Raw genomic sequence first — 25,206 nt, forward strand, 5'->3', positions numbered from 1 at the left:
CGGGTCGAGGTTGTTCATCAGCATGCGCAGCGGCGCTTCGGTCAGCCAGCTCTTGGCGGTCAGCTGGTTGCCGCGGGGGGCGCGGATTTCGACGTCGCGAAAACGGGTTGGCTTGCTCACCGTGAATCCTCTTGAATCGGCAGTCGTGCCGTTTTGTTGTTGTGGATTGGAGTAAATACAAACATGTATATACAGGCTCAATCAAGCGAAATTTGACGACCTGTGCGTTACCTGTCGCTTAGGGTGAAAGGAATGGGCTAACGATGGAAAACGAGCGGCCGGACGGCCGCTCAAAAGGCTGGAACGTTACTTCAGGTTGCCGCTGAGGAACTGCTGCAGGCGCTCGCTCTTGGGGTTGCCCAGCACATCCTCGGGCGCGCCCTGCTCTTCCACCCGCCCTTGATGCAGGAACAGCACCTGGTTCGATACCTTGCGGGCGAAGCTCATTTCGTGGGTGACCATGATCATGGTGCGCCCCTCTTCGGCCAACCCCTGGATTACCTTGAGCACCTCGCCCACCAGTTCCGGGTCCAGCGCTGAGGTCGGCTCATCGAACAGCATGATTTCCGGCTCCATGCTCAGGGCCCGGGCGATGGCGACCCGCTGCTGCTGGCCGCCCGAGAGAAACGCCGGGTACTGGTCCGCGACCCGCGCCGGCAGGCCGACCTTGTCCAGGTAGCGCCGGGCCCGCTCCTCGGCGTCCTTCTTGCTGACGCCCAGCACCCGGCGCGGGGCCAGGGTGATGTTCTCCAGCACCGTCATGTGGCTCCACAGGTTGAAGTGCTGGAACACCATCGCCAAACGCGTGCGCAGGCGTTGCAGTTCGTCGGCGTCGGCCACGCGCATGCCGTGTCGGTCGTGGACCATGCGGATCGGCTGGTTGTCCAGGCTCATGGCGCCGTCGTTGGGCGTTTCCAGGAAGTTGATGCAGCGCAGGAACGTGCTCTTGCCCGAGCCGCTGGCGCCGATCAGGCTGATCACGTCGCCGGTCTTGGCGCTCAGCGAAACGCCCTTCAGGACTTCGTGGTTGCCGTAGCTTTTGTGCAGGTTTTCAACGGTCAGTTTGTACATGGCAAACCTCCTGAATTAATGGGCCGGGCCAAGGAAGGACAACCAGCGCCGTTCCGCCAGGCGGAACAGGCTGACCAGCGAGAACGTGACGGCCAGGTAGATCGCGGCCGCGATGCCGAAGGACTGGAAGGTCAGGAACGTCGCCGAGTTGGCGTCCCGCGCGACCTTGAGGATGTCCGGCACGGTGGCGGTGAACGCCACGGTGGTCGAGTGCAGCATCAGGATCACTTCATTGCTGTAGTACGGCAGCGAGCGGCGCAGGGCCGACGGAATGATCAGGTAGACATACAGCTTCCAGCCGCGCAGGCCGTAGGCCTTGGCGGCCTCGACTTCGCCGTGGTTCATGCTGCGGATCGCCCCGGCGAAGATCTCCGTGGTGTAGGCGCAGGTGTTCAGGGCGAAAGCCAGGATGGTGCAGTTCATCGCGTCGCGAAAGAACGCGTCAAGCATCGGCTGGGCGCGTACCGCCGCGATGCTGTAGATCCCCGTGTAGCAGATCAACAACTGTATATACAGCGGCGTGCCGCGGAACAGGTAGGTGTAGAACTGCACCGGCCAACGCACCAGGGCATTGGACGAGACCCGGGCGATGGACAGCGGCACCGACAGCACGAAACCGATGAAGATCGAGGCGCTGAGCAGCCACAGGGTCATGGCCAGGCCGGTGATGTGGTAGCCGTCGTGGAACAGGAACGGTTTCCAGTATTCCTGAAGGAGCTCGATCATCGTACGGCCTCCCGGGTGCCGGCGGCGTAGAAGATCTCCAGCCGGCGCAAGACATAGTTGGAGACGGTGGTGACCAGCAGGTAGATCAGGGCCGCCAGCAGCAGGAAGAAGAACAGCTGATACGAACTCTTGCCCGCGTCCTGGGCCACCTTGACCAGGTCGGCCAGGCCGATGATCGACACCAGCGCCGTGGCCTTGAGGATGACCATCCAGTTGTTGCCGATGCCCGGCAGAGCGAAACGCATCATCTGCGGGAACACCACCAGGCGAAAGCGCTGCATGCGGGTCAGGCCATAGGCGGTGGCGGCTTCCATCTGCCCGCGGGGCACAGCGAGGATGGCGCCGCGGAAGGTTTCGGTGAAGTACGCCCCGTAGATGAAGCCCAGGGTGATCACACCGGCGCTGAACGGGTCGATCTCGATGTACTCCCAGCCCATCGCTTCGGTCAGGTTGGTCAGCCAGGTCTGCAGGCTGTAGAAGATCAGCAGCATCAGCACAAGGTCCGGCACGCCGCGGATCAGCGTGGTGTAGGCCTGCGCCGGCATGCGCAGCAGGGCCGTGCGCGACAGCTTGGCGCTGGCGCCGATCAGGCCCAGCAGCACGCTCACCAGCAGGCACAGAAAGGACAGTTTGACCGTCATCCAGGCGCCTTCCAGCAGCAACGGGCCGAAGCCTTTCAGGCTGAAGCCCGACAGCCCCAGCAGCTGCAGCAGTTCATCGAACATCGCGCACCTCCAGGGCAGAGGCGCCAGGCACGCAGGGGGCTTGAGGGCAGCGTTGCGGGAAAGGCAGTGGAGCAAGGATCAGAAATGTTTTTTTCATTGTTATTTCCTGAAGACCGACAAGGGCGCTTGCGGCGCACGGGTACTGTTCATGGAACGCAGATGAGGCGATGACACGCAGACACCCCGACCCGGGTCTCGAACCGATCCGTGTGTCGAGGTGTGCGGCCGACTCTAATGCACCTATATTTACTTGTACAGACAGGCTTAAGCATTTGGTCGGTTTGTTCGTCATCCTGTCGGGAACCGTGCAAGGCACCCTCCCCGACAGGCCCGATCGCGACCCGTCTGCCGTCGGATCAGCCGTTGTCGATATCGAAGTCGAAGTACTTCGCCCGGATCTTCTCGTAGGTGCCGTTGCGGCGGATCTCGGCCAGGGCGGCGTTGATGGCCTGCTTCAGCTCGGTGTCATCCTTGCGCAGGCCGATGGACGCGCCGACGCCCAGGGTCTGGGTGTCGTGCACCGCCTCGCCGGCGAAGCCGAAGTCATGGCCTCGATCGGTTTTGAGGAACCCCATGTCCGACTGCACCGTGTCTTGCAGCGCGGCATCCAGTCGCCCCGAGAGCAGGTCCTGATACACCAGGTCCTGATTCTGGTAGGACAACACGTCGACACCGTTCGGCGCCCAGTGGGCCTTGGCGTAGGCCTCCTGGGTCGAGCCCATCTCCACGCCGATGTGCTTGCCTTTGAGCGACTCGATCACAGGCTTGATGTCCGAGCCCTTGCGGGCCACCAGGCTGGACGGGGTGTGGTAGATCTTGTCCGAGAAGTCGATCTGCTGAAGGCGCTTTTCGGTCACGCTCATCGACGACAGGATGCCGTCGAACTTTTTTGCCTTGAGCCCCGGGATCACGCTGTCCCAAGGGCTTTCGACCCACACGCACTTGGCCTTGAGCTGCTCGCAGATGGCGTTGCCGATGTCGATGTCGAAGCCCACCAGCGTGCCGTCGGGCGCCTTCGATTCGAATGGCGCATAGCTGGGATCGACGCCGAAGCGGATGACGGTCCAGTCTTTGGCGTGGACGCCGCCGGCAGCCAGGAACAGGACGAGCGAGAGGATGATTTTGTTCATGTCGGTCTCCGAGGACACATTCGTTCAAAGCCGTGCTTTGAGGTAAGGCCAGCCTGGGTAGTTGGACTCATTGTCAGAGGCTGGTTGGGGGAAGCATCAGGTCAGGGCTGCGCCAGAAACCGCTCGACCAGGCGCGCCCAATAGGCGGCCCCGACCGGCAGGTTGCTGTCGTTGAAGTCGTAACCGGGGTTGTGCACCATGCAGCCGTCCGCGCCGACGCCGTTGCCCAGGCGCAGGAAGCAGCCAGGACGGGCCTGGAGCATGTAGGCGAAGTCTTCGCTGCCCATCAGCAGGTCGGTGTGCGGCACGACCCGGTCGGTGCCGAGCAGCTCTTGCGCCACCTCAATCGCGAAGTCGGTTTCGCGGTCGCTGTTGATCACCACCGGATAGCCCATGCGGTAGTCGATCTCGACTTCGGCGCCGTAGCTGGCGGCCTGCTGCTGCACCAGTTCGGTGATGCGCGACTTGAGCAAGGCACGCACCTGGGCGCTGAACGAACGCACGCTCAACTCAAGCCGGGCGGTGCCGGGGATGACGTTGTTGGCGGTGCCGGCCTGCAATACGCCGACCGTCACCACCGCAGGTTGGGTGGGCTCGACGTTGCGCGCCACGACGGTCTGCAACGCCATCACGATGCTGGAGGCCACCACCACCGGATCCACCGTCAGATGGGGCCGCGCCGCATGGCCGCCGTTGCCCTTGACGGTGATGTAGACGTTGTCGCCCGCCGCCTGCAGCGGCCCGCGACGGAAAAGCATGGTGCCGGCCGGCGCGCCCGGATGGTTGTGCAGGCCGAACACCGCATCGCAGGGAAAACGCTCGAACAGGCCGTCCTTGATCATGCTCAGCGCGCCGCTGTCGATGCCGTGTTCCTCGGCCGGCTGGAAGTACAGGTGCACGGTGCCGGAGAAGTTGCGCGTCTGCGCCAGGTGACGGGCGGCGCCCAACAGCATGGTGGTGTGGCCGTCATGGCCGCAGGCGTGCATCTTGCCGTGATGCCGGCTGGCGTAGGGCAAGCCGGTCTGCTCCAGGATCGGCAAGGCGTCCATGTCGGCGCGGATGCCGATGCTGCGCTGGCCGTCGCCGACCTTCAGCGTACCGACCACGCCGGTTCTCCCGACGCCAGTGGTCACGGCGTAGCCCCACGCCTCCAGCTTCTTGGCCACCAGCCCGGCCGTCTCCAATTCCTCGTAGGCCAGCTCGGGATGCTGATGCAGGTGATGGCGTATCGCACGCAGATCGTCGGTCGATTCGGCAAGGTCGGCGACCTCGCAATAACGTCGGGTAGTGTCCATATCGCTTGGCTTCTCTTTGTGATTCCCCCCGTCTGACGGGGGTGTGAAGCCACAGTAGAGATTGCCGGGTGCGCTGAGAAGATGTAATTTTTTTGCCAATGATCAGCTTTATTTATCACCCAAAACCCGTGGAAGGCAGTGCCCGTGAAGATCAACCAACTCCAGGTGTTCGTGACCGTCGCCGAAGAAAAGAGCCTGCGCGCCGCCGCCCGCTGCCTGAACCTGACGCAGCCCGCCGTCACCCGCAGCGTGCAGGAACTGGAAAGCGACCTGGGCGTGGTCCTGATGACCCGCAACGTGCAGGGCATCACGCTGACCGAATGCGGCAAGGCGTTGCAGATCCGCGCGCACCAGATCCTTGAGGATGTGCGGCGGGCCCGGGAAGAGCTCGACCAGATCACCCACAACATGCGCGGCAAGGTCACGGTCAGCGCCACCTCCACCATCGCGCTGAGCCTGCTGCCCAAGGCCCTGGAGCAATTCCAGAAGACGGCCCCCGATGCCGAAATGACGTTCATGGAGGTCAAGTTCCCGCTCGCGGCCCAGCACCTGCGCGACGGCTCACTGGATTTCGTGGTCTCCCACGAACTGCCCGACATGCTCGGGGACGACCTGATCAGCCTGCCGCTGTTCTCGACCGACTTCGTCGTGATGGCGCGGGCCGGGCACCCGTTGGCGAACGCGCGCCACCTGCGCGAACTGACCGACGCGCAATGGCTGAGCACGGTGCCGTCCGGCGGTTTCCAGCACAGCGTGATGGAGACCATGTTCGGCCACGCCGGGCTGCCCCTGCCCCGGCGCATCGTCCATTGCTCATCGTTCGCCATCGCGCTGGGCCTGGTCACCGGCACGGATTCCCTGGTGCTGTTCTCGCGGCTGCTGGCCGACAGCATCGCCAGCTTCGGGCTGCAGCGGATTCCGCTGGAGCAGAAACTGCCGGCGCTGGAGATGAGCATCATCCTGCGCAAGGGCACCCTGCTCACACCGGTGGCCCAGCGTTTCATGGAGTGTTTGCGGGCCGTCGTCAAACACCGTTGAGGGCGGCCCCTCTTCAGGCCAAGCGCATCGACACCTCGATGTCATCGGCAAACGGCACCGAAACGTAACCGTTCTGCGGCGAGCGCACGTGGGCCACGAACTCGGGGCAGTAATCGGTGTTGTCCGCCACCACCAGCGCGCCCGGCCGCAGGTGTTTCTCCACCAGGCCCAGCACGTCACCGTACAGCGCCTTGGCGCCGTCGAGCAGCAGCAGGTCGACCGATCCGGGCAGGTTGCTCGCCAGCGTGACCAGCGCATCGCCTTCGCGGATCTCCACCAGGTCGCTGACCCCGCCTTCCTCGAAGTGATGCCGCGCCAAAGCGATCTTCGACGGCTCGAATTCGCTGCCGATCAGCACACCGCCGCCGTTGTCCCGCAGGGCCGCCGCCAGGTGCAGGGTGGACAGCCCGAACGAGGTGCCGAACTCGACGATGGCTTTGGCCTTCGTGCTGCGGGCGAGCATGTACAGCAGCTTGCCGGTGTCGCGGGACACCGGCAGCCACAGGTCCTTGAGCATGGCGTAGAGCTGGCGGTACTCGGTCTTGCTGTGCATCAGGCGCTCGCGCTCATCGCGCGACAACGTCTCCAGCACCGGGCTGGTGGCGGTGCTGGCCTGGGTGTAGAGGCGTTCGATCAGGGGCGCCAATGGCGCAGAGGTCAGGGTCGTCATGATTGCTTTCCGTCGGTTGCTTTGTGTGGGTTCGGCGCTAGAGTTGCGAACCAAACGCGAGTGATTCGTCGCATTCAAATGATGCGAGCGATTCGCGCCCGCCGCTATTCGCGTTCTCCACCCACCGTTGGGGCTCTCATGACAAACCGCCAGACCGCCCGTATTTCCTCACGCAAACAGCCGCAGCAGGTGCGCTCCACTGAGCTTGTGGGCGCCATCCTGGAGGCGGCTGTTCAGGTTTTGGCCAAGGAAGGCGCCGCCCGCTTCACCACCGCACGGGTTGCGGAAAAGGCCGGCGTGAGCATCGGCTCGTTGTACCAGTACTTTCCCAACAAGGCGGCGATCCTGTTTCGCCTGCAGAGCGACGAGTGGCAGCAGACCACTCAGATGCTGCAGCGGATCCTGGAAAGCCAGGCGCAGCCGCCGCTGGAGCGCCTGCGCGCCTTGGTGCATGCCTTCATCCGTTCCGAATGCGACGAAGCGCAGATGCGCGGCGCGCTGCACGACGCCGCCCCGCTCTACCGCGACGCCCCCGAGGCTCAGGAAGTGCGCGCGGCCGGCAAACGGATCTTCGACGCCTTCATGCTGGAGCTGCTGCCCGACGCCGCAGAGGACGTCCGCGCCCAGGCCTGCGATCTGATGCTCAGGACGTTGAGTTCGGTGGGCAAGGACTTTTCCGGCACCCCGCGCAGCGAGGCGGACATCAGCGTGTGCGCCGACGGCATGGCGGACATGTTTTGCGCTTATGTCGGGCTGCTCAGGGCGCCGGCCTGAGCGGCAGGGAGCCGAACACTGCCATTTCGGCATAGCCCTTGTAGCCATCGGTTATCGACCATCGCGCCGGCCATTAGAAACCAGACCGCCGGTGCGAACTGGCCGCCCAATCACCTTGCGCGCAAGGCCGCGGCGACTATGCTCCCCAATGCTGCGCTAATGGCCATTGGCCTTGAAGCGCATGGCCTCCGGTTCCGCTGTCCGGGCACCGCAACGCTGATTGGCAGAGAGCCCTACGCCTGACGACGCAAGCGCGTCCGTGCGGGCGTTCCCCAAGGAGGGAGTCATGCCCGCACCCGGACAGTACCTGTCTGCAGTGCCTGCCTACGAACCCCTCGGCGACCCTCCCCTTGAAGGCTCGCTCTGTCTCCCCTTTATCGCTGAAAACAGAGCAACCCCGCCGGCCGGCGCGCACCCGCGTCCGGCCGGCATCACCCACAGGAACGGAGGGAAACACCATGGCCGCCGTACGCCAGGATGTCGCAAAACTCGGCTCTGGATGGAACAAGGACTTGCTGAACTACGCCCTTGCGATGCAAGCGATGGACGAACTGCCCATCCAGGATCGCAACAGCTGGAAGTTCCTGGGCGCCATGCATGGCTTTCATCCCCAGTTATGGAGAAACGAGCACCTCATCAAAGCGAACGCCCCGATCCCGACGGATCTGACCAACAACACCTTCGGCAACCAGTGCCAGCACGGCAGCTGGTATTTCCTGTCCTGGCACCGGGCCTACCTGTACGCGTTCGAGTCCATCGTCGCCGCCAAAGTGAAACAGCTGACCGGCGACGACTGGGCGCTTCCCTACTGGAACTACCTCGACAGCAGCAACCCGAAAGCGCTGAACCTGCCGGACGCCTTCGTGGCCAAGACGCTGCCCAACGGCAAGCCCAACCCGCTGAGGAAGTACCCGCGCCGCAACGGGATCACGGCGATCCAGGCCAGCCCCTGGCTGAGCCTTGCCGCGATGGAGGAGAACGATTTCCTGGTGGGCAACGACGGATCCCTGGGGTTCGGCGGCGGGATCTCCGATGATTTCGTGCAGTTCGAGGCCATGACCGGCGACCTGGAAAGCAACCCGCACAACACCGTCCACGGTCTGGTCGGCGGCTACATGGGCAACGCCCTGCTGGCCGGGCTCGACCCGATATTCTGGCTGCACCACTGCAACATCGACCGACTCTGGGAAGCGTGGATGAACACGCCGGGCAAGACGATGGTGCGTGACCCACGCTGGCTCAACGGCCCGGCGAACCGCCGGTTCATCATGCCGGTGCCCGGCGATAACGCGCCGGGTGTGACGTTCAGCGGCAAAGACACCCTCAAGGGTGGCAAATATCACCGGACCTACGATGATCTGAGCATCGGCACAGGCGTGAAGCCAGGAGTCCAGGCAGTGGCACGGGTCAACATGGGTTCGCCCACAACACAGAAGGTCCAGCCGATCGGCGCCAACGCCGACGTCGTCAAGGTCGGCGGTGCGCCGGTGCAGACCCGCATCGACCTGGAACCGACCGCCACCGCCAAAGGCATGGCCACCATGGGCGCAACGGCCACAGGCCAGGAAGTGACCCGGCTCTACCTGGCGCTGGATTCCGTGCGCGGTTCGGCGCCGTCTCCGCTCCTGCATGTCTACGTCAACCTGCCGCCGGACGCCGACCCGGCGCAGCACCCCGAACGGCAGGCCGGCAGCCTGACGCTGTTCGGGCTCAACGTTGCCTCGCAGGACGACGGCCCCCATGCGGGTGGCGGCCTGGGCTACACGATCGACATCACGGACCTGGCCCAGCGGCTGACCGACGCCGGCGACTTCGACCCCCAACACCTGCGTGTGACGCTGGTCCCGGGAGAACAGGTCTCCGACGACGAGCCGATCACGGTCGAGCGCATCAGCGTCCTGAAGCGTAGCGGTGTCGTGACTTGAGGATCGGTCCCATGCGGGTCGGCTCGGTTCTGCGCAGTTTCACCTATGCCCCCTGGCCGCTGCTGCTGGCCACGTCGGGGCTCGGCCTGGCCCTTTGCGTCTACAGCGAGGCGACCCGCGAGGGCCCGGCGTTCTGCGCGGCCGTCAACGGGGTGTCGGTGCTCACGCGCTGGCCCGCGGCATTGCAGGCGGAGCTGGCGTTGAACCCGCTCCCGCGGGTTCTGCAGGAATGGTTCCTGATGCTGCTGGCCATGATGCCGCCCCTGCTGGCGATGCCGCTCATGCACGTGTGGCGCTCCAGCCTGCCGCGCAGACGGGTACGGGCGACGGTCGTTTTTCTGCTCGGCTACGGCGCGCTGTGGATGGCGGCAGGCCCTGTGCTGCTGGCCCTGGCGCTGTTGCTGCAGATCGCCGCGCTCAAGGGGGCATTGATCGTGTCGCTGCTGATCGCGTTGCTGTGGAGCATGAGCCCGTGGCACCGGGCGGCGCTCAACCGCAGCCACCGCCGACGGCGCATCGGCCTGTTCGGCTGGGCGGCCGACCGGGACTGCCTGGCCTTCGGCGTGACGCATGGCGCCGGGTGCATCGCGTCGTGCTGGGCGTGGATGCTGGTGCCGCTGGTCAGCGGCGCCTGGCACCTGCCAGTGATGCTGGCCGCTGGCGTCGTCCTGCTGGCCGAACGCCTGTCCCCGCCCGGCCCTGCGCGTTGGCGCTGGAACCCCGGTGCTTCATCCATCCACCTTTTCTCGCTTCTCATCAAGCGCAACACGGAGCGTTCCCATGGATAGGCGTGCGTGTCTGGCAATCGGCGTGAGCACCGTGGTGCCCGTCGACAATCTGGCCCTGAATTTCGCGTACCTGGACGGCGCCGTCTTCGCGGCCCGCTCCCTGGGCGAGTGGGCCCTGAGCGCGGGCTTCGGCGCCTCGAACGTCCGGGTCGTCGACGACGAACCGGTTGACGCAACCCCCAACCCGGTCACCCGCGAGCGGGTACAAAAAGCTGTCGACGAGCTGTTTCCCCCAGGCGCCGCAGTGGTGGACCAGCTGATCCTGGCCTATTGCGGCCATGGGCTGACCGACGCGAACTTCGACTCGGTGTCATGGCTGTTCAGCGATTCGCTGCGCCAGAAGTACCGGGTGGTGGCCAATGCTTTCTATGCCGAACTGCTGCTGCACGGCGTCCGGCGCATCACGCTCATCAGCGATGCCTGCCGCGAGGCGCCCCAGGGCCTGGACCTGATGCGCCTCGACGGCGTGCGCGGAATCGTCGTGCAGGGGACGCAGGTCGACAGCCCGAAATTCGACCGTCTGACGTCCTGCCAGGACGGGCAGCTCGGTTACATGGTCTTCGACCCTGCGGCAGCGGCGCCGGGCAAATGCGTGTTCTCCGGCGTCATAACGGACGCGCTGTGGGGGCTGGAGCCGACGGCCATCGAGAAAGGCGTGATCACCACGACCACGTTGGGCAAGTGCGTGCGCTCCAGAACCACCGAGCGCGCCAGCCAATACCACCTCAGGCTCAATCCGCAATGCCAGGTCGACGTCGAATCGGCGGTGCTCTACGACACCGCCGAACCGCTGCAGGTGCCCGGCGACCTTCAGCCCTGGCCCGCCGGAACCAATGCCGCGGCCCTGGGTGCCTCACCGGCCGCCGAAGCGCCGCAGTCCGCCGACCACATTCTGGAGCGCGTGCACACCGACCCGGCGTTCAGGGACCAAGTGCTCGGCGCGGATTTCGGCCTCAAGCGCTTCAACCTGACCGTCCCCGACAGCCAGGCCATGACCATTCCCGATGACAGCAAGGACTTGCTCCGCGACCTGGTGGAACTGCGCCAACCCGCCACCTGGGTGCTCGGCAAGAAGCAACAGGTCCGGGCACTGGTCGAGCGGATCGAGACCGAGGCGGCCGCCGGAGAGCTGCGCCAGCGCCTCGGGCAGATCGGGGATCCCGGCGGCGCCAACCTATACGCTTGGGGTAACCGAGTGAAGCTGTGGTACGCCCACCCGATCGAGTCCCAGGCCGCCGCTGCGCCGTTCAACAGTTTTCGCATCGACGGCGATGACCGGGGCCTGCCGGTGCTGGTGGAGGTGACGCCGGGGCAGTTCTCGCCGGTCGTTCCCTACCAGGGGCTGTTTGCCGTCATCGCCCCCAACGCCGAAGGCGACATTTTCCAGGCCTACGGAGAACAAGGCTTCGCCGAGCGTTACCAGGAAGCCCTCAAGGCCATCGACGACTTCGCCGCCGGACGGCTCAGGCCGGACAGCCTCGACCGGCTGGCCGCCGACCTGCGCCGGGACAAGCACGCCGATCCGATGCTCGGCGTCATCTGCGCCTACCTCTACCGCGCGACCGCCGACTTCGACAACATCCGGCGCATGGCGTGCTTCTACGCCAAACGAGGCCAGGCGGTGCCCTACGACATCGCGCTGCTGGGCGCCATGCCGGTGACGAAGGCGGCGGACGGCGCCCTCATCGTGCAGGTGCCTGCGGTCAAGGCGCGCCAGTCCCCGGACGGCGGACCCGCCCTCCCCAACTATGCCGCCCAGGCCACGGACGCCGTCACCGCCCGGATCGGCGGGCGATGCCCATGGCTCGGGCTCGGCTGGGACTATGTCCAGGATCCCCGTCCGGAATGGGCCGCGCTCGTCGAGGGCCTGGCCGAGCATGCCGCCGAAGTCCGCCGCAGCGGTTCGACCCTGCTGCCCAAGGCCTCCGCCGATAAGCTCGCGCAGACCTGGGGGCTGACGCCGCGCTGACCGACGAGGAAGGCTCAGCGCAACGCGGCATCCGCCGCCTGCCGGTGATGCTTGGCGCTCACCCGCTGCGCCCGGTAGATGCCGGCATGCCCGGAAAACAGGTACGCCGTCACGCAGCCGACCGCCGCCAGCGGCCCGATGCCGGCGCCGAACAGCTCCATCGCCATCAGCGTCGTGGCGATGGGCGTGTTGGCGGCGCCGGCGAACACCGCCACGAAACCGATGCCCGCCATCAGGGCGAACGGCATGTCCAGCAGCGGCCCCAGCACGTTGCCGAGGGTCGCGCCGATGTAGAACAGCGGCGTCACTTCGCCGCCCTTGAAGCCGCTGCCCAACGAGGCGACGGTGAAGGCCAGCTTGCCCGCGAAGTCGTAGGCCGGCATCGGTTCCTGGAACGAGCGGACGATGCCGTCGAGGCCCAGGCCGATGTAGGGCTGAGCGTCCAACCCCCACACCGCCAACGCGATGACGGTGCCGCCCAGCAGCGGACGCAGCGGCGCGTAGGCGATCCGCCGTTTCATCAGCGCGCCGAGCCGGTGGGTGGCGCCGGCGAACAGCATACCGACCAGACCGAACACCACGCCCGCGATGACGACGGCCATGACGCTGCCGGCGCTGACCGGCACCAATTCGCCGATGGCGTAAGGCGTGTGATGCACGCCCCAGGCCAAGCAGACCCGGTCCGCCACCAGGCTGGCGGCGATGCAGGGAAACAGCGCGTCGTAGCGCAGACGCCCGATGGCCAGCACCTCCAGGCCGAACACCGCCCCGGCCAACGGCGTGCCGAACACCGACGAGAACCCGGCGGCGATGCCGGCCATCAGCAGCACGCGCCGGTCGACGCGATCCAGCTTGAACAGGTGCGTGAGCTGATCGGCCAGCGCCCCGCCCATCTGCACCGCCGTGCCTTCACGGCCCACCGAGGCGCCGAACAGGTGCGAAACCACCGTGCCGCCCAGCACCAGCGGCACCATGCGCAGGGGGATCACGCGTTGGGGATCGTGGATCTCGTCGATGATCAGGTTGTTACCGGCGTCGACGGCCTTGCCGAACCGGTGATAGAACAAGCCCACCGCGAAACCCGCCAGCGGCAGCAGCCAGATGATACAGGGATGGCCTTCGCGCCAAGCCGTGGCCTGATCAAGCGAAAGCAGGAAAAACGCCGACGCGCTGCCGGCCAGCACCGCCACGGCAGAGGCGATGGCCAGCCACTTGGCCAGGTAAGGCAGCATCCGGAACGGTTCGAAACGATTGAGGATTGGCATGGGTCATGAGCTCGAAAGGATTCGGGCTGACCGACGGAGGGGAACGTGACGCGAACGCCTACAGCCCCGACGTTGGTCAGGTCTCTGTAGGCGTCATCAGCCGCGTGCGATGCGGCGGTTCAAGGAGGAACACCATCTCCTGCGGGCGATGCTAACCGGACCCAGGGGATGAGGCCACGGCTTTTTTGCGCCAGGGCGCCTCAGGTCTGCGGCCGTTCCTGCCACAAGCGCTTGGGCAGCACCGCCGGCGACGCATGGATGATCGACATCCGCACCACGTGGTTGAGCATCACGAAGGCCGGATCGAGCTTGAGCAGCAAGGCCGCCGCCGTCATCACCTCGACCCCGCCGGGCACCCAGGACATGAACAGCGCCAGGAACGGCCGCCCCGTCACCTGGCTGAACGCAGCGGCCACCAGCAGCGTGGCGCAGAACGTCAGGGTGGTGACCGCAAGGCCGGCGCGTACGTAACGCAGCACGTCCTTGAGGGTGATGTCCTTGAGGCGGATGCCAATCAGCCCGCCGAGCAGCACCAGAGCGACCACGGCCAGCGGATCCGGTACATGCAGCGCCGCCTGAGGGAACTCGACGTTGAACGCGGCGGTGTACAGCAGGCCGGTCAGCATGTACGGCGCCGGCATGTCCAGGCGTTCCAGCAGGTAGCCGGTGACGACGGCCGCGGATGCCGGCGCCAGCACCAAGAGGTAATCGTGCAGCGACCCGACCGTGGGCGCCGCGCCGCCGGGGTGCCCGCCGGCGATAAGCGTGACCACCAGCAGCAACGCCAGCAGACGGACGATGTGCACGAACGCAATGCGCCCGGAATCGGTTCCCTGCCCGCCCGTCACGGTCATGACCGCCGCCATGGCGCCGGGCACGGAGCCGAGCAGGCTTTCGACATGCCCCCATTTTTCCGCGCGCCGCAGCCAGTGGTAGCCGACCAGGATCTGCACGCTCATGCAGATGAGCAGACCGCCCAGGATGCTGACGTCGCCCAGCTCGCCGATCATCGAGACCGTGACGATGGAACCGACGCTGATCCCCAGCAGCAACTGCACGACGGCCACGAACGGATGCGGCATGCGCAGCGGCACGCCCAGCTTGCTCACGGCCGTGACGGTGCAGATCGCACCGATCAGCTCGCCGAGGGGCAGCCCGGTCAGGTGGCCGATCCAGGCCCCCAGCGCCGCCACCGGGATGGGCAACAGGCATTCGAACAGTGTTTTCATCAAGACTCCGGCGTATCGGTGGGCAAACGGGATTGAAGAGTGGCGTTGCCGGGCTTCCAGGACCGCTGGGCGATCAGCAGCGGCAACACTTGGAACAGCACGATCACGGCGGCGCATCCGGGCCAGCCCCAGCGCTCCCAGGCCGCGCCCGGCACAAAGGCTCCCAGGCTGCCGCCCAGGTAATAGCAGGTCAGGTACAGCCCCACGGCAGCGGCCTTGTTGTGCCGAGCATTGGCGGTGATGAAGGCATTGGCGGCGGCCTGGGCGAGGAACACCGCGGTGGAGCTCAACGCCAGGCCCGCCACGATCCAGCCCAGCGACGGCGACAGGGTCAGGGCCGTGCCCGCCACCCCCAGGCACGCGGCCACTTTCACCAGATCGACCTGGGGCCGGCCCTTGCCCAACCGTCCCGCCAGCGGCACCACCACCAGCGCCAGCAGGAACACCGCATAGATCGATCCGAGCGCTGCGCTGCCCAGCGAAAACGGCGCCCTTCCCAGGTGCAGGCCGATGTAGGTGAACATCGCCACTTGGGCGAACAGCACACAGAACCCCACCGCGCAGGCGCCCAGCAGCGGTGCGGAAAACAGGCTTGACCGGGCGGCCTGGACCGGCCGCTCCGGGGCTTTCGGGTTGGCGGGCAATAACAAGGCAATCGCCAGCCCGGTCAACAGGCTCAGGCCCGCCAACGAGGCCAGCCCCAGGCGCCAGTCGCCGACTTCCGTCAGCAGCCCGGTCAGGAAACGCCCGAGAAAGCCGCCCAGCACCGTGCCGGCGATGTACACGCTGGTGACCTCGGTGACGGCGCCGCCGCTCCAGCGCCCGCCGATGTAGGCGACGCTGGTGGCGAACACGAACGGAATCAGCAGCCCCTCGACCGAACGCCAGAACAGGAAAGCACCGAAACCGCCGGCCCACGCCGACATCGCCGCCGGCAGCGCCAGCAGCAGCGCGGCCACGACGATCACCTGCCGTTGCGGCCAACGGGCCGTCATCCGCCCTACAAACGGGGCGCACACCGCCACGGCCAGGGTGGTGGCCGTGATGCTCCAGCTGGCCTGCCGGGCAGAGATCCGGAAAGCGGCCGACAGCTGATCGAGCAGCCCCTGGGTGGCGTACAGGTTGAGGAACGCCGCGCAACCGCAGAGGAACAAGGCGATTTTCGGGCAATGCAGGCGTGGCTTCATGGGAATGTTCGTCAGCGGACCGAACATTTTTATAAGATGGGCCGCCTTCAGGATCCAATACCGATTTCCGACCGATCGATACCAAGGACGAACATGCTCGACCTGCGCCGCCTGCGTTGCTTTCTGGTTGTCAGCGAAGAATTGCACTTCGGCCGCGCCGCGGCGCGCTTGCACCTGTCTCAGCCGCCATTGACCCGGCAGATCTCGGCGCTGGAAGCGGAACTGGGCTTTCGCCTGTTCGACCGCAGCTCGCGCAACGTCACGCTCACCGCCGAAGGCCGGCACTTTCTGCCCTACGCACGGGCGTTGCTGGAACAGGTCGAGCGCACGGCCACCATCGGCCACAAGCTGGCCGCCGGCAGCGTCGGCCATCTGGCCCTGGGCTTCGCCAGTTCCATCGCCCTGTCCGACCTGTTCAGCCAGGCCGTCCGGGATTTCTGCTCGGCCCACCCGCAGGTCCAACTGACGGTCGAGGAAGGCGCGTCCACCGCGCAGTGGTCGCAGATCGCCGAGGGACGCCTAGACGTCGGCCTGGGCCGCCTGCATCCGCCGGCCGACCGCTCGGACATCGAAGTGACGTGCCTGGGCCAGGAACCGCTGATCGCCGCCGTGGCCAGCGACAGCCCCCTCGCCGCGCAGAAACGGGTGTCGCTCAGCGAATTGAGCGAACACCCATTGATCGCATTCCCGACGGACTACGGCTCCGGGCTCAACGAAAGCATCGAAACGCTGTACCGCCGCCACGGGCTCACGCCCCGCCGGGCGCCGACCGGCAAGCAGATCACCTCGCTCATCGCCCTGGTGGCAGCGGGCCGGGGCGTCGCCGTCGTGCCGCAGTGCGTGCAGACCCTGGCGCGGCACGGCGTCACCTACCGCCCCCTGGCGGAAGCCCACGCCACCGTGCCGCTGCTGGCGATGACCCGCCGAGAGGAGCGCAGCCCGCTGGTGCGCGCCTTCGTCGAGATCCTGCGCCGGAACTGATCAGAGCATCGGGTAACGCTTGAACAGCGCGGTCTGCTCCAGGCGCTCGGCATGGGCCTTCAGGGCCGGAAAGTCAGCGGCCTTCACCACTTCCGGCAGCACCAACTGGATGAACGACCACGCCACGGCGCTGGTCAGTGCGGCCTGATCGGGCCGTTCGTGCACCGGCCGCACCGCCAGCCGGCGATCCAGCTCCGCGCAGGCTGCGAGCAACTGCCGGGTGACGCGCTCCACCCACGGCTGATGGCGCTTTTCGGCCGGCCGCAGATTGTCCTCGTACACCCGCTGGACGGCCTTCTCGCAGGCCGCCAGCGCCAGCCCCAACGTGCTCAGCACTTCCACCAGCGCCTGCGGGTTCTGCGGCAGGCACCGGAAGGCCGGCGCCACGAGGGATCTGCCGTACTCGATGATCAGCGTCGAATCCATCAGCACGGTACCGTCGTCCAGCAGCAGTGTCGGTGCCTTGACCACCGGGTTGACCGCGGAAAACGTCTCGAAGGTGCGGAACACCGACAGCGGCTCATGTTCGAACGGCACCCCCAGCAGGTCCAGGCTGATCGCCACCCGCCGCACGTAAGGCGAGTCCAGCATCCCTATCAGTTTCATGGCGTTCGCTCCCTAGTAGACATTGATTTTCAGTAGCCGCGAACGCCAAGGGCGCCCATGGATCCGGCGCCCCGCCGAACGCAGCTGCAACAGCCCCTCGCCGTCGATCAGGGCAAGCCCGGCCGAGAGCTTCAATTGTTCGCCGGGGCCGATCAGGTAATCGACGCCGTCGGCGCTGATCCAGTGCGTGCCGCTGACCGCCTGGGTGTACAGCGCCCGGTCGGCCTGCACCGACAGCAGTTGAGATTTGGCCAGTGCGACCTGAAGCCATTGCCGTTCCATAGCGTTGTGCCTCCTTAGGGCTGATGGTTTACTGTCCCTTACAGTAGAGAAACCGATGGCGCCAAAACATCGGTATTTATTACCAAAACGCGTAAGAAAAAGTGACATGTCGACCATTCCACCCATCACCTGCCTGCGCAGTTTCGAGGCCGTCGCGCGGCTGGGCAGCGTCACGGCGGCCGCCAAGGAGCTGCACGTCACCCATTCGGCGATCAGCCAGCAGATCAAAGTGCTGGAGGAACTGCTCGGCGCCACCCTGCTGGTGCGCGAGGGGCGCGGCGTCAGGGTCAGCGAAGACGGGCGGCTGTACGCCTTGCAGATCCGCGAGTCCCTGGGCGGCATCGCCGAGGCCACCCGGCAGATCAAGACCCAGCCCAAGGCTTCCGAGCTGGTGGTGGCGGTGGTGCCGTCATTCGGCTGCCATTGGCTGTTGCCGCGCCTGACTAGCTTTCGGCAGGCGCACCCGAACGTCAGCGTGCGCCTGCAAGCGAGCCTGGCGGTGTCGAACCTGAACCGGGAATCGGTGGACGTCGGCATCCGCATGGGCAAGGGCGATTGGGAAGGCCTGGACAGCCATCTGCTGTTCCACGACGAAACCGTGGTGGTGGCGGCGCCGCACTTCAACGCCGGCGCCTTGCCGCAATCCCCCGAAGAGATCGTCGGCAGCCGGATCATCTTCAACATGGAATCCTGGCAGCCCTGGTGCCAGGCGGCGGGCCTGGACATCGACGTGCCACGCTCGGGCCTGTGCAGCAACGATTCCAACCTGGTGCTGCAAGCGGTGCGCCTGGGCCAAGGCATCGCGCTGGAGCGGCGCAGCCTGGTGCATGACGCGATCCGCCGGGGGGAGCTGGTGCAGCTCAGCGAATACACGGCCCCCTACCCCTTCCCCTACTGGCTGGTGGTGCCGGGCCGCGAGCGCTCGCCGGCCCGGCGGCAGGCGTTCTGCGGGTGGCTTTGCGACGAGGTCGAGGCCTACCTGAACGAGCTGAACCCCGGCGCGGCGGACAGCGAACCTGGCCTGTGATTGTTCGCGATCCCTGGATGCACCATCCAGAAAAGCGGCGCTGATCCGCCCCCCAAGCCTCCCTATCCTGAGCGCTCTCAACCCAGCCATCAGGAGTACACCCATGCCCAACCACAGCATCCAGGACAAAGTCGTGCTGATCACCGGCGGCGCCAAGAACCTGGGCGGCCTGCTCGCCCGCGATCTCGCCGCCCACGGTGCCCGTGCCGTGGCCATCCACTACAACAGCGACGCCAGCCGGGCGGCCGCCGAAGACACCGTGCAAGCCATCCGCGCCGCCGGCGCCCAGGCTCTGGCGATCCAGGCCGACCTCAGCGGCGCCGCCGCCATGGAAAGGCTGTTCGCCGAGGTGGTCGCCACCTTCGGCCGGCCGGACATCGCCATCAACACCGTGGGCAAGGTGCTGAAGAAGCCGATCGCCGAAGTCAGCGAGGCCGAGTACGACGAGATGGCGGCGGTCAACGCCAAGTCGGCGTTCTTCTTCCTGCGCGAGGCCGGCCGCCAGCTCAACGACAACGGCAAGGTCTGCACCCTCGTCACCTCGTTGCTCGGGGCGTTCACGCCGTTCTATGCGGCCTACGCCGGCACCAAGGCGCCGGTGGAGCACTTCACCCGCGCCGCGGCCAAGGAATTCGGCGAACGCGGGATTTCGGTCACCGCCGTAGGGCCGGGCCCGATGGATACGCCGTTCTTCTACCCCGCCGAAGGCGCCGACGCCGTGGCCTACCACAAGACCGCTGCGGCGCTCTCGGCCCTGTCGAGCACCGGCCTGACCGACATCGGCGACGTCGTGCCCTTCATCCGCCACCTGGTCAGCGACGGCTGGTGGATCACCGGCCAGACGATCCTGATCAACGGCGGCTACACCACCAAGTGATGCCCTCCGGGGCCCGGCGCAACCTGCGCCGGGCCTTTTTCTTTTCTGGCCGCCCTATACTCGGCACCACCGCCACCCCAGGAACGACAGGGTATGGACAAGCTTGAGCGCTACAGGATCTTTGTCCGCGTGGCGGAAATGGGCAGCTTCATCAAGGCCGCCAACCTGCTGGAGTTGCCGCGGGCGACCGTCTCCGCCGCCGTGCAGCGGCTGGAGAGCGAACTCGGCGCCCGCCTGCTGCACCGCACCACCCGCAACGTGCAACTGACCGCCGCCGGCACGCAATTCTTCGAACGGGCCGTGGAACTGCTGACCAGCGCCGAGGCCATCGACCGGCTGTTCAAGGACCAGCAACGCCAGGTCAAGGGCCGCCTGCACGTCGACCTGCCCAGCCGCATCGCCCGCCGCGTGGTGGCACCGGCCTTGCCGCAACTGCTCGGCGAATACCCCCATCTCCAATTGCTGCTCGGCTCCAGCGACCGCGCCGTGGACCTGGTGCGCGAAGGCATCGATTGCGTGCTGCGGGTCGGCCCGCTCACCGACAGCAGTCTGGCGGCCCGTCCGCTGGGGATGATCGAGCTGATCAACTGCGCCAGCCCCGACTACCTGCAACGCCACGGCACACCCGAAAGCGTGGAAGACCTGGCGCAGGGGCACCGGATGATCGGCTATGCCTCGCCGCTCTCCGGCCGGGAAATGCCCTGGGAACATGTCGATGCCCAGGGCCAGGCACACACGCTCACGTTGCCCAGCCAGGTGACGGTCAACAACGCCGAAAGCTACATCGCCTGTTGCCGGGCGGGCCTGGGGCTGATCCAGATCCCGCGCTACGACGTGCAGCACCTGCTCGATGCCGGCGACCTGTGCGAAGTGCTGACGGACGCGCGCCCGGCGCCGTTGCCGGCCACCCTGCTCTATCCGCACCGGCAGCAGCGTTCGGGGGTGTTGGAGGTGTTCGTGGACTGGTTGCAGGGGGTTTTGGCCCCCTGCCTGGTCAATCGGCAGCCAGGCCGCCGTCCATCGCCGTGAACGGTCGGCCCGGTGGCGGCGTCAGGCGCCGGGCGGGTGGTCGTCGGGTCGCTGGGGCAAGCCTTCGTACAGCGGCAGGCCGTACAGCAGCACGTCGGCCCGCTCCTCGCCGAAGCGCGCGATGTTCGGCAGGCGGGCCCACAGCACCGCGCCGATGGACTGCACGATCTGCTGGCTGGGCCGGTTGGCCGCCATGATCCACGCCACCAGGGTCTCCAGGCCGAACTGGCGGCCGAGGATCACCGTCGCATGGCCCAGGCGCACGCCGATGCCGCTGCCGTGGCGGTCGGCCCGCACGTAGATCGCGGTCTCGCCGGTGTGGCGGCAGGCCTGGGTGCCCCAGCTGAAGCGGTTGATCGACAGCCAGCCCACCACCTCGCCGCCGCGTTCGAGCACGTACACCGGCAGCCCGTCGCGCTTGTAGAGGTTGATGTAGAACGTCACTTCCTCCAGCGTCATCGGCCGGGTCACCGGCGAGTTGGCGCCGGTGCCGGCGGTTTCGTTGAAGATCTCCATCATCGCCGGCAGGTCGGCGTCGCAGGACTCGCGCACGCCGCGCGGCAGGGTCGCGGGCAAGGCCCGGCGGTTGAAACCGTTCATGCGCCGGCCTCCTCTGCGAAGACGCTCATCTTCAGTTGGCCCCGGGCCCGGGCCAGGCGCGAACGCACGGTGCCGATGGGCACCCCCAGCTGCACGGCGGCGTCCTGATAGCTGATGTCGGAATCCACCAGCAGGTCGATCACCGCGCGCATGTCCACCGACAACCCGTCGATGGCCTCCACCGCGCGGCTGAGCAGGCGCTGGTGTTCGCTGACGTGGCTGGGGTCGTGCCCGTGCTCCAGGCTTTCGATGCCCGACTCTTCCAGCACCGCGCATTGCGGGCGGCTGTACAGGCTCTTGAAATGGTTGCTGACCAGGTTGGAGGCGATGCCGAACAGCCAAGTCTCCGGCCGGGACGCGCCGGCGAACTTGTGCTGGTTGCGCCAGGCCTCCAGGTAAGTCATTTGCATCAGGTCATCGACATCGGCCTGGTTGAACACCCGCTTATTGATGAAGCAGCGCAGTTTGCGTTCGCTGCTGCGAGCCAGGCCTCCCAGGTCCAGCTTGATCGCGCCAATCACTTTCATGTCCGTTTGAACGGTATTCGAATCCACGCTTGATCCCTCATGTCTCACGCTATGCCGACAGTGGCGGGAGAGACAGAGAGCAGCGAACGTACCAACCTCGACGCATTTTCAAGCCATTGATTTAGAACGATTTAATTTTCGATAAACGCCGATTCGGGCAACTTGTTGCACTTTCGGAAAAATCCCCGTGCCAGTTCTTGCACGCCGTTTTCGGGCCAAGGAACGCCCAGGGAACCGGATGCCGCCGCGCGCCACTCAGAGCTCACCTGCACTGCGGTGGAAAGCGCGCCTCCATGAAAATCAACAGCTACAACGACGTCCTGCCCCTGGACCTGCCGGGCCGGTTTCCCTTCCCCGCCGACACGACCGTGGCCACGGCGAAAAACCCGCTGATCGACTCCATGGAAGAAGTCGCGCTCAAGTTCAGCGAAAGCGTCGAGCGGCACAGCAAGAGCCTGGACGAACGCCTGATCAGCGAATCGACACGGGGCCAGCGGGTCGAGCGCATCGAGAAGCTCGCCGAGCTCTACCGCTTGCTCGACCACGGCGACCAACCGAGCCTGGAGCAACAGGCCCGGCGCATGCAGATGCAACTGCAGCAGCAACCGTCGCTGCAGACCGCGCTGGGGCTGGCCGAGCAGGATCCGGCGCGGGCCGACATCCTGTTGCAGCAGGCCTTGCGCCTGTCCTTGCAGGAAGGCCGGGAGACCGATGCGCAATCCACCCGCAGCCTGATCGACGAGCTGCGCCAGCTGCACGGCGACCGGATCCGCGCCGGGTTCAACACCGCCGGGGCCATCGCCCTGTTCACCCGCGACCCGCAGCAGCGCGCCGCGATGCGCCAGCTCTACTACAAGGCCATCGTCGGCCAGCAGCCGTTGGCCAACCTGCTCGAAGGGCTGCTCGAACAGTTCAGCGAAGAGCAGTTCGGCCGGGGCCTGCGCACCTTGCAGCGGGCACTGGCCGACGACATCGCCGCCCTGTCGCCGTCCCTGCCCGGTGGCGTGCTGGGCTCGATGCTGCGCGGGCTGGGTTCCTGCGGGCGGCTCAACAGCCTGCTCCAGGCCTGCCAGGCGTTGCTGGAGCGCCTGGGCCAGCGGCACGGCGGCATGACCTCGCTGGGCATGAGCAAACGGCTGCTGCGCTTTTGCGGCAACGGTTTCTTCGCCCGGGACCTGACGCTGCTGGGCGATGACACGTTGGGATCTGCGTCCGACCGTCAGGCGTGGTTCTTCAACGCTCTGTATCCGTTGCTGCAACAGCTGCCGCTGGTGCTGTGGAAAGACCTCAAGACCCGCCAGAACGGCCTGCGCCTGCTGCAGGGCCTGATGGAAGAGATGGCCCGCCAGGAGCGTCAGGCCCTGGGCCTGGACGATGGTCGGAGCCCGCGATGAACCGACTGATCCAAAGCCTCAACCGCCTGGCGCTGGCGGTGATGCGCCGCACCGAGATCGTCGGCGCGGTGATGGTCATGGCCATCGTGTTCATGATGATCCTGCCCTTGCCCACGCCGCTGGTGGACGTGCTGATCGCCCTGAACATCTGCATTTCCTCGCTGCTGATCGTGCTGGCCATGTACCTGCCAAGGCCCTTGGCGTTTTCCACGTTTCCGGCGGTGCTGCTGCTGACCACCATGTTCCGCCTGTCGCTGTCGATCGCCACCACCCGCCTGATCCTGCTGCAGCAGGACGCCGGGCACATCGTCGAGGCGTTCGGCAGCTTCGTGGTCGGCGGCAACCTGGCGGTGGGCCTGGTGATCTTCCTGATCCTGACCATCGTCAACTTCCTGGTGATCACCAAGGGGTCGGAACGGGTGGCCGAAGTGGCGGCGCGCTTCACCCTGGACGCCATGCCCGGCAAGCAGATGTCCATCGACAGCGACCTGCGGGCCAACCTCATCACCGTCCGCGAGGCGCGCCAGCGGCGCGAGCAGCTGTCCAAGGAAAGCCAGCTGTTCGGCGCCATGGACGGGGCCATGAAGTTCGTCAAGGGCGACGCCATCGCCGGCCTGGTGATCGTGTTCATCAACCTGATCGGCGGGTTCTCCATCGGCGTCCTGCAGAACGGCATGGAAGCCGCGGACGCCATGCACCTGTACTCGGTGCTGACCATCGGCGACGGCCTGATCGCGCAGATTCCGGCGCTGCTGATTTCCCTCACCGCCGGCATGATCATCACCCGCGTGGCGCCGGACAGTCAGGCCGGCGACGCCAACATCGGCCACGAAATCGCCGAGCAGCTGACCAGCCAGCCCAAGGCCTGGGTGTTCTCCTCCATCGGCATGCTGGGTTTTGCGGCCATCCCCGGCATGCCGGGCCTGGTGTTCGTCAGCATCAGCCTGGTGTGCCTGTCCGGCGGGCTGTTCCAGCTGTGGCGCATCCGCCGCCGGCAACTGTTGCAGGAACATGCCGGCGCCGCCCGCAACGCCGCGCCCGAGCTCAACGGCCGCGAGGACATCCGCCGCTTCAACCCCTCGCGCCCTTACCTGCTGCAATTTCACCCCGCTCACCAGGGCAGCGCCGAGGTCGAGCGGCTGGTGTCCGGCATCCGTCAGCGGCGCAACACCCTGGTGCACCGGTTTGGCCTGACCCTGCCCTCGTTCGAGCTGGAGTTCACCGAGCGCTGCGCCGAGGACGAATTCTGCTTCTGCGTCTACGAGGTGCCGCTGATCCGCGCCACCTTCGACAGCCGCCGGGTGGCGGTGCCGGTGCATCAGGTGGGCGAACTGCATGACGGCGAACGCGGCTCGGCGGAGCGCGACGAAGGCCAGTGGGTCTGGCTCGAACCGGAACACACGCTGCTGCGCATGACCAGCGTGGAGCCGGCGAGCGCCGAGGAACTGATCCTGGAACGCATGAGCCGCGCCTTCCAGGCCACCGGCCCGCGCTTCATCGGTTTGCAGGAAAGCAAGGCGATCCTCGGCTGGCTGGAAAGCGAACAGCCGGAACTGGCCCAGGAGCTGCAGCGCACCCTGCCGCTGGCCCGCTTCGCGGCGGTGCTGCAACGGCTGTCGGCGGAACTGGTGTCGCTACGCGCCGTGCGGCCGATCGCCGAGACCCTGATCGAGCAGGGCCAGCACGAACGCGACCTGAGCGCCCTCACCGACTACGTGCGCATCGCCCTCAAGGCGCAGATCTGCCATCAGCACGCCGACCAGGGTGCGCTGAACGCCTGGCTGCTGAACCCTGAGACCGAAGTGCTGCTGCGCGACGCCCTGCGCCAGAGTCAGAGCGAAGCCTATTTCGCCCTGGAGCCCGAGCTCGGCGGCGCCCTGCTGGAGCAACTGCGCGACGCGTTCCCGCTGCGGGCCCGGCCGGCCCCGGTGCTGCTGGTGGCCCAGGACCTGCGCAGCCCGCTGCACGGCCTGCTCAACGAGGAATTCAACCACGTCCCGGTGCTGTCCTTCGCCGAACTGCTGTCCAGCGTGCAGGTGCAGGTGCTGGGGCGTATCGATCTGCAAGAGGCACAGGCCATGCTGGCCTGAC

Annotated in this window: 25 protein-coding genes and 1 riboswitch; of the genes, 11 read left to right on the forward strand and 14 right to left on the reverse strand. The window is 66.4% G+C overall.

Annotation, left to right across the window (positions count from 1 at the left end; genetic code table 11):
* The 6 genes from CAG29_RS28600 to CAG29_RS25415 all read right to left on the reverse strand — a co-directional run.
* Window positions 1-120, reverse strand: a 120-nt coding sequence (locus tag CAG29_RS28600; protein WP_170930399.1) for a hypothetical protein, incomplete at its 3' end; no start/stop codon positions are given.
* A gap of 186 nt (window positions 121-306) precedes the next feature.
* Window positions 307-1,071 (reverse strand): ABC transporter ATP-binding protein, encoded by a 765-nt coding sequence (locus CAG29_RS25395; protein ID WP_085583625.1) that lies wholly within the window; start codon window positions 1,069-1,071, stop codon window positions 307-309.
* 15 nt (window positions 1,072-1,086) lie between these two features.
* The gene (locus tag CAG29_RS25400; protein WP_085583627.1) at window positions 1,087-1,797 is read right to left on the reverse strand and encodes an ABC transporter permease; all 711 of its coding nucleotides are present in this window, start codon (window positions 1,795-1,797) and stop codon (window positions 1,087-1,089) included.
* Complete coding sequence (locus tag CAG29_RS25405; protein ID WP_085633518.1) at window positions 1,794-2,522, reverse strand: ABC transporter permease; 729 nt, start codon at window positions 2,520-2,522, stop codon at window positions 1,794-1,796. The genes CAG29_RS25400 and CAG29_RS25405 overlap by 4 nt, the downstream gene beginning before the upstream one ends.
* A gap of 356 nt (window positions 2,523-2,878) precedes the next feature.
* Window positions 2,879-3,652 carry an ABC transporter substrate-binding protein gene (locus tag CAG29_RS25410; protein WP_085695313.1) on the reverse strand — a complete coding sequence of 258 codons (774 nt, stop codon included), beginning with the start codon at window positions 3,650-3,652 and terminating at the stop codon, window positions 2,879-2,881.
* Window positions 3,653-3,753: 101 nt separating this feature from the next.
* The gene (locus CAG29_RS25415; RefSeq protein WP_085695314.1) at window positions 3,754-4,947 is read right to left on the reverse strand and encodes a M20 aminoacylase family protein; all 1,194 of its coding nucleotides are present in this window, start codon (window positions 4,945-4,947) and stop codon (window positions 3,754-3,756) included.
* A gap of 144 nt (window positions 4,948-5,091) precedes the next feature.
* On the opposite strand from CAG29_RS25415, the gene CAG29_RS25420 reads away from it, so the two are divergent.
* Entirely contained in the window at window positions 5,092-5,985 is an 894-nt protein-coding gene (locus tag CAG29_RS25420; protein WP_085633514.1) for a LysR substrate-binding domain-containing protein, read from the forward strand.
* A 13-nt stretch (window positions 5,986-5,998) separates the two neighbouring features.
* Here the strand turns inward: CAG29_RS25420 and CAG29_RS25425 are convergent, their stop codons facing one another.
* On the reverse strand, window positions 5,999-6,655 hold the full coding sequence (locus CAG29_RS25425) for an O-methyltransferase (RefSeq protein ID WP_085583637.1): 657 nt from the start codon (window positions 6,653-6,655) through the stop codon (window positions 5,999-6,001).
* A 138-nt stretch (window positions 6,656-6,793) separates the two neighbouring features.
* On the opposite strand from CAG29_RS25425, the gene CAG29_RS25430 reads away from it, so the two are divergent.
* From CAG29_RS25430 to CAG29_RS25445, 4 genes are all read left to right on the forward strand, one after another.
* Window positions 6,794-7,429 (forward strand): TetR family transcriptional regulator, encoded by a 636-nt coding sequence (locus CAG29_RS25430; RefSeq protein WP_085657088.1) that lies wholly within the window; start codon window positions 6,794-6,796, stop codon window positions 7,427-7,429.
* 458 nt (window positions 7,430-7,887) lie between these two features.
* The gene (locus CAG29_RS25435; protein WP_085583641.1) at window positions 7,888-9,354 is read left to right on the forward strand and encodes a tyrosinase family protein; all 1,467 of its coding nucleotides are present in this window, start codon (window positions 7,888-7,890) and stop codon (window positions 9,352-9,354) included.
* A gap of 11 nt (window positions 9,355-9,365) precedes the next feature.
* Window positions 9,366-10,142: a DUF2182 domain-containing protein gene (locus tag CAG29_RS25440; RefSeq protein WP_085583644.1), complete on the forward strand. Its 777-nt coding sequence runs from the start codon at window positions 9,366-9,368 to the stop codon at window positions 10,140-10,142.
* A complete protein-coding gene (locus CAG29_RS25445) occupies window positions 10,135-12,111 on the forward strand; it encodes a caspase family protein (RefSeq protein ID WP_085695315.1) in 1,977 nt (658 codons plus the stop codon). Before CAG29_RS25440 ends, CAG29_RS25445 begins: the two co-directional genes overlap by 8 nt.
* A 14-nt stretch (window positions 12,112-12,125) precedes the next feature.
* Here CAG29_RS25445 and CAG29_RS25450 read toward each other — a convergent pair whose 3' ends face one another.
* The 3 genes from CAG29_RS25450 to CAG29_RS25460 form a co-directional block, all read right to left on the reverse strand.
* Complete coding sequence (locus CAG29_RS25450; RefSeq protein WP_085695316.1) at window positions 12,126-13,376, reverse strand: voltage-gated chloride channel family protein; 1,251 nt, start codon at window positions 13,374-13,376, stop codon at window positions 12,126-12,128.
* An 80-nt stretch (window positions 13,377-13,456) separates the two neighbouring features.
* A riboswitch (Fluoride riboswitch) is annotated at window positions 13,457-13,525 on the reverse strand.
* 51 nt (window positions 13,526-13,576) lie between these two features.
* Window positions 13,577-14,605: an AbrB family transcriptional regulator gene (locus CAG29_RS25455; protein WP_085583650.1), complete on the reverse strand. Its 1,029-nt coding sequence runs from the start codon at window positions 14,603-14,605 to the stop codon at window positions 13,577-13,579.
* On the reverse strand, window positions 14,605-15,792 hold the full coding sequence (locus CAG29_RS25460) for an MFS transporter (RefSeq protein ID WP_085633524.1): 1,188 nt from the start codon (window positions 15,790-15,792) through the stop codon (window positions 14,605-14,607). The genes CAG29_RS25455 and CAG29_RS25460 overlap by 1 nt, the downstream gene beginning before the upstream one ends.
* A gap of 93 nt (window positions 15,793-15,885) precedes the next feature.
* Between CAG29_RS25460 and CAG29_RS25465 the strand changes: the two genes are divergently transcribed.
* Window positions 15,886-16,773: a LysR family transcriptional regulator gene (locus CAG29_RS25465; RefSeq protein ID WP_085633503.1), complete on the forward strand. Its 888-nt coding sequence runs from the start codon at window positions 15,886-15,888 to the stop codon at window positions 16,771-16,773.
* Here the strand turns inward: CAG29_RS25465 and CAG29_RS25470 are convergent, their stop codons facing one another.
* A complete protein-coding gene (locus CAG29_RS25470) occupies window positions 16,774-17,379 on the reverse strand; it encodes a glutathione S-transferase (protein ID WP_085583654.1) in 606 nt (201 codons plus the stop codon).
* A 12-nt stretch (window positions 17,380-17,391) separates the two neighbouring features.
* The gene (locus CAG29_RS25475) at window positions 17,392-17,661 is read right to left on the reverse strand and encodes a hypothetical protein (RefSeq protein WP_085583656.1); all 270 of its coding nucleotides are present in this window, start codon (window positions 17,659-17,661) and stop codon (window positions 17,392-17,394) included.
* Window positions 17,662-17,767: 106 nt separating this feature from the next.
* Between CAG29_RS25475 and CAG29_RS25480 the strand changes: the two genes are divergently transcribed.
* The 3 genes from CAG29_RS25480 (at window position 17,768) to CAG29_RS25490 (ending at window position 20,594) form a co-directional block, all read left to right on the forward strand.
* Complete coding sequence (locus tag CAG29_RS25480) at window positions 17,768-18,688, forward strand: LysR substrate-binding domain-containing protein (protein ID WP_085583658.1); 921 nt, start codon at window positions 17,768-17,770, stop codon at window positions 18,686-18,688.
* Between the two features lie 103 nt (window positions 18,689-18,791).
* The gene (locus CAG29_RS25485) at window positions 18,792-19,565 is read left to right on the forward strand and encodes an SDR family oxidoreductase (protein ID WP_085583660.1); all 774 of its coding nucleotides are present in this window, start codon (window positions 18,792-18,794) and stop codon (window positions 19,563-19,565) included.
* A gap of 93 nt (window positions 19,566-19,658) precedes the next feature.
* Window positions 19,659-20,594: a LysR family transcriptional regulator gene (locus CAG29_RS25490; protein WP_085695317.1), complete on the forward strand. Its 936-nt coding sequence runs from the start codon at window positions 19,659-19,661 to the stop codon at window positions 20,592-20,594.
* A gap of 21 nt (window positions 20,595-20,615) precedes the next feature.
* On the opposite strand, the gene CAG29_RS25495 is transcribed toward CAG29_RS25490, so the two are convergent.
* Together CAG29_RS25495 and CAG29_RS25500 are read right to left on the reverse strand one after the other, a co-directional pair.
* A complete protein-coding gene (locus CAG29_RS25495; protein ID WP_085640779.1) occupies window positions 20,616-21,194 on the reverse strand; it encodes a GNAT family N-acetyltransferase in 579 nt (192 codons plus the stop codon).
* The gene (locus tag CAG29_RS25500; protein ID WP_225927243.1) at window positions 21,191-21,721 is read right to left on the reverse strand and encodes an RNA polymerase sigma factor; all 531 of its coding nucleotides are present in this window, start codon (window positions 21,719-21,721) and stop codon (window positions 21,191-21,193) included. Before CAG29_RS25500 ends, CAG29_RS25495 begins: the two co-directional genes overlap by 4 nt.
* 293 nt (window positions 21,722-22,014) lie before the next feature.
* Here CAG29_RS25500 and sctW point away from each other — a divergent pair, with 293 nt between their 5' ends.
* Window positions 22,015-23,115 carry a type III secretion system gatekeeper subunit SctW gene (gene sctW, locus CAG29_RS25505; RefSeq protein WP_085640777.1) on the forward strand — a complete coding sequence of 367 codons (1,101 nt, stop codon included), beginning with the start codon at window positions 22,015-22,017 and terminating at the stop codon, window positions 23,113-23,115.
* Complete coding sequence (gene sctV / locus CAG29_RS25510; protein WP_085633497.1) at window positions 23,112-25,205, forward strand: type III secretion system export apparatus subunit SctV; 2,094 nt, start codon at window positions 23,112-23,114, stop codon at window positions 25,203-25,205. The genes sctW and sctV overlap by 4 nt, the downstream gene beginning before the upstream one ends.
* Window position 25,206: the final 1 nt, after the last annotated feature.

The organism is Pseudomonas sp. B7(2017) (assembly GCF_002112745.1).
Taxonomy (GTDB): Bacteria; Pseudomonadota; Gammaproteobacteria; order Pseudomonadales; family Pseudomonadaceae; genus Aquipseudomonas; species Aquipseudomonas ekonensis.

Excerpts from the sequence above, each read along its gene's own strand:
- CAG29_RS25395 (WP_085583625.1), bottom strand. The coding sequence starts at position 1,071 with ATGTACAAACTGACCGTTGAAAACCTGCACAAAAGCTACGGCAACCAC.
- CAG29_RS25400 (WP_085583627.1), bottom strand. The coding sequence starts at position 1,797 with ATGATCGAGCTCCTTCAGGAATACTGGAAACCGTTCCTGTTCCACGAC.
- CAG29_RS25405 (WP_085633518.1), bottom strand. The coding sequence starts at position 2,522 with ATGTTCGATGAACTGCTGCAGCTGCTGGGGCTGTCGGGCTTCAGCCTG.
- CAG29_RS25410 (WP_085695313.1), bottom strand. The coding sequence starts at position 3,652 with ATGAACAAAATCATCCTCTCGCTCGTCCTGTTCCTGGCTGCCGGCGGC.
- CAG29_RS25415 (WP_085695314.1), bottom strand. The coding sequence starts at position 4,947 with ATGGACACTACCCGACGTTATTGCGAGGTCGCCGACCTTGCCGAATCG.
- CAG29_RS25425 (WP_085583637.1), bottom strand. The coding sequence starts at position 6,655 with ATGACGACCCTGACCTCTGCGCCATTGGCGCCCCTGATCGAACGCCTC.
- CAG29_RS25430 (WP_085657088.1), top strand. The coding sequence starts at position 6,794 with ATGACAAACCGCCAGACCGCCCGTATTTCCTCACGCAAACAGCCGCAG.
- CAG29_RS25435 (WP_085583641.1), top strand. The coding sequence starts at position 7,888 with ATGGCCGCCGTACGCCAGGATGTCGCAAAACTCGGCTCTGGATGGAAC.
- CAG29_RS25440 (WP_085583644.1), top strand. The coding sequence starts at position 9,366 with ATGCGGGTCGGCTCGGTTCTGCGCAGTTTCACCTATGCCCCCTGGCCG.
- CAG29_RS25445 (WP_085695315.1), top strand. The coding sequence starts at position 10,135 with ATGGATAGGCGTGCGTGTCTGGCAATCGGCGTGAGCACCGTGGTGCCC.
- CAG29_RS25450 (WP_085695316.1), bottom strand. The coding sequence starts at position 13,376 with ATGCCAATCCTCAATCGTTTCGAACCGTTCCGGATGCTGCCTTACCTG.
- CAG29_RS25455 (WP_085583650.1), bottom strand. The coding sequence starts at position 14,605 with ATGAAAACACTGTTCGAATGCCTGTTGCCCATCCCGGTGGCGGCGCTG.
- CAG29_RS25460 (WP_085633524.1), bottom strand. The coding sequence starts at position 15,792 with ATGAAGCCACGCCTGCATTGCCCGAAAATCGCCTTGTTCCTCTGCGGT.
- CAG29_RS25465 (WP_085633503.1), top strand. The coding sequence starts at position 15,886 with ATGCTCGACCTGCGCCGCCTGCGTTGCTTTCTGGTTGTCAGCGAAGAA.
- CAG29_RS25470 (WP_085583654.1), bottom strand. The coding sequence starts at position 17,379 with ATGAAACTGATAGGGATGCTGGACTCGCCTTACGTGCGGCGGGTGGCG.
- CAG29_RS25475 (WP_085583656.1), bottom strand. The coding sequence starts at position 17,661 with ATGGAACGGCAATGGCTTCAGGTCGCACTGGCCAAATCTCAACTGCTG.
- CAG29_RS25480 (WP_085583658.1), top strand. The coding sequence starts at position 17,768 with ATGTCGACCATTCCACCCATCACCTGCCTGCGCAGTTTCGAGGCCGTC.
- CAG29_RS25485 (WP_085583660.1), top strand. The coding sequence starts at position 18,792 with ATGCCCAACCACAGCATCCAGGACAAAGTCGTGCTGATCACCGGCGGC.
- CAG29_RS25490 (WP_085695317.1), top strand. The coding sequence starts at position 19,659 with ATGGACAAGCTTGAGCGCTACAGGATCTTTGTCCGCGTGGCGGAAATG.
- CAG29_RS25495 (WP_085640779.1), bottom strand. The coding sequence starts at position 21,194 with ATGAACGGTTTCAACCGCCGGGCCTTGCCCGCGACCCTGCCGCGCGGC.
- CAG29_RS25500 (WP_225927243.1), bottom strand. The coding sequence starts at position 21,721 with ATGAAAGTGATTGGCGCGATCAAGCTGGACCTGGGAGGCCTGGCTCGC.
- sctW (WP_085640777.1), top strand. The coding sequence starts at position 22,015 with ATGAAAATCAACAGCTACAACGACGTCCTGCCCCTGGACCTGCCGGGC.
- sctV (WP_085633497.1), top strand. The coding sequence starts at position 23,112 with ATGAACCGACTGATCCAAAGCCTCAACCGCCTGGCGCTGGCGGTGATG.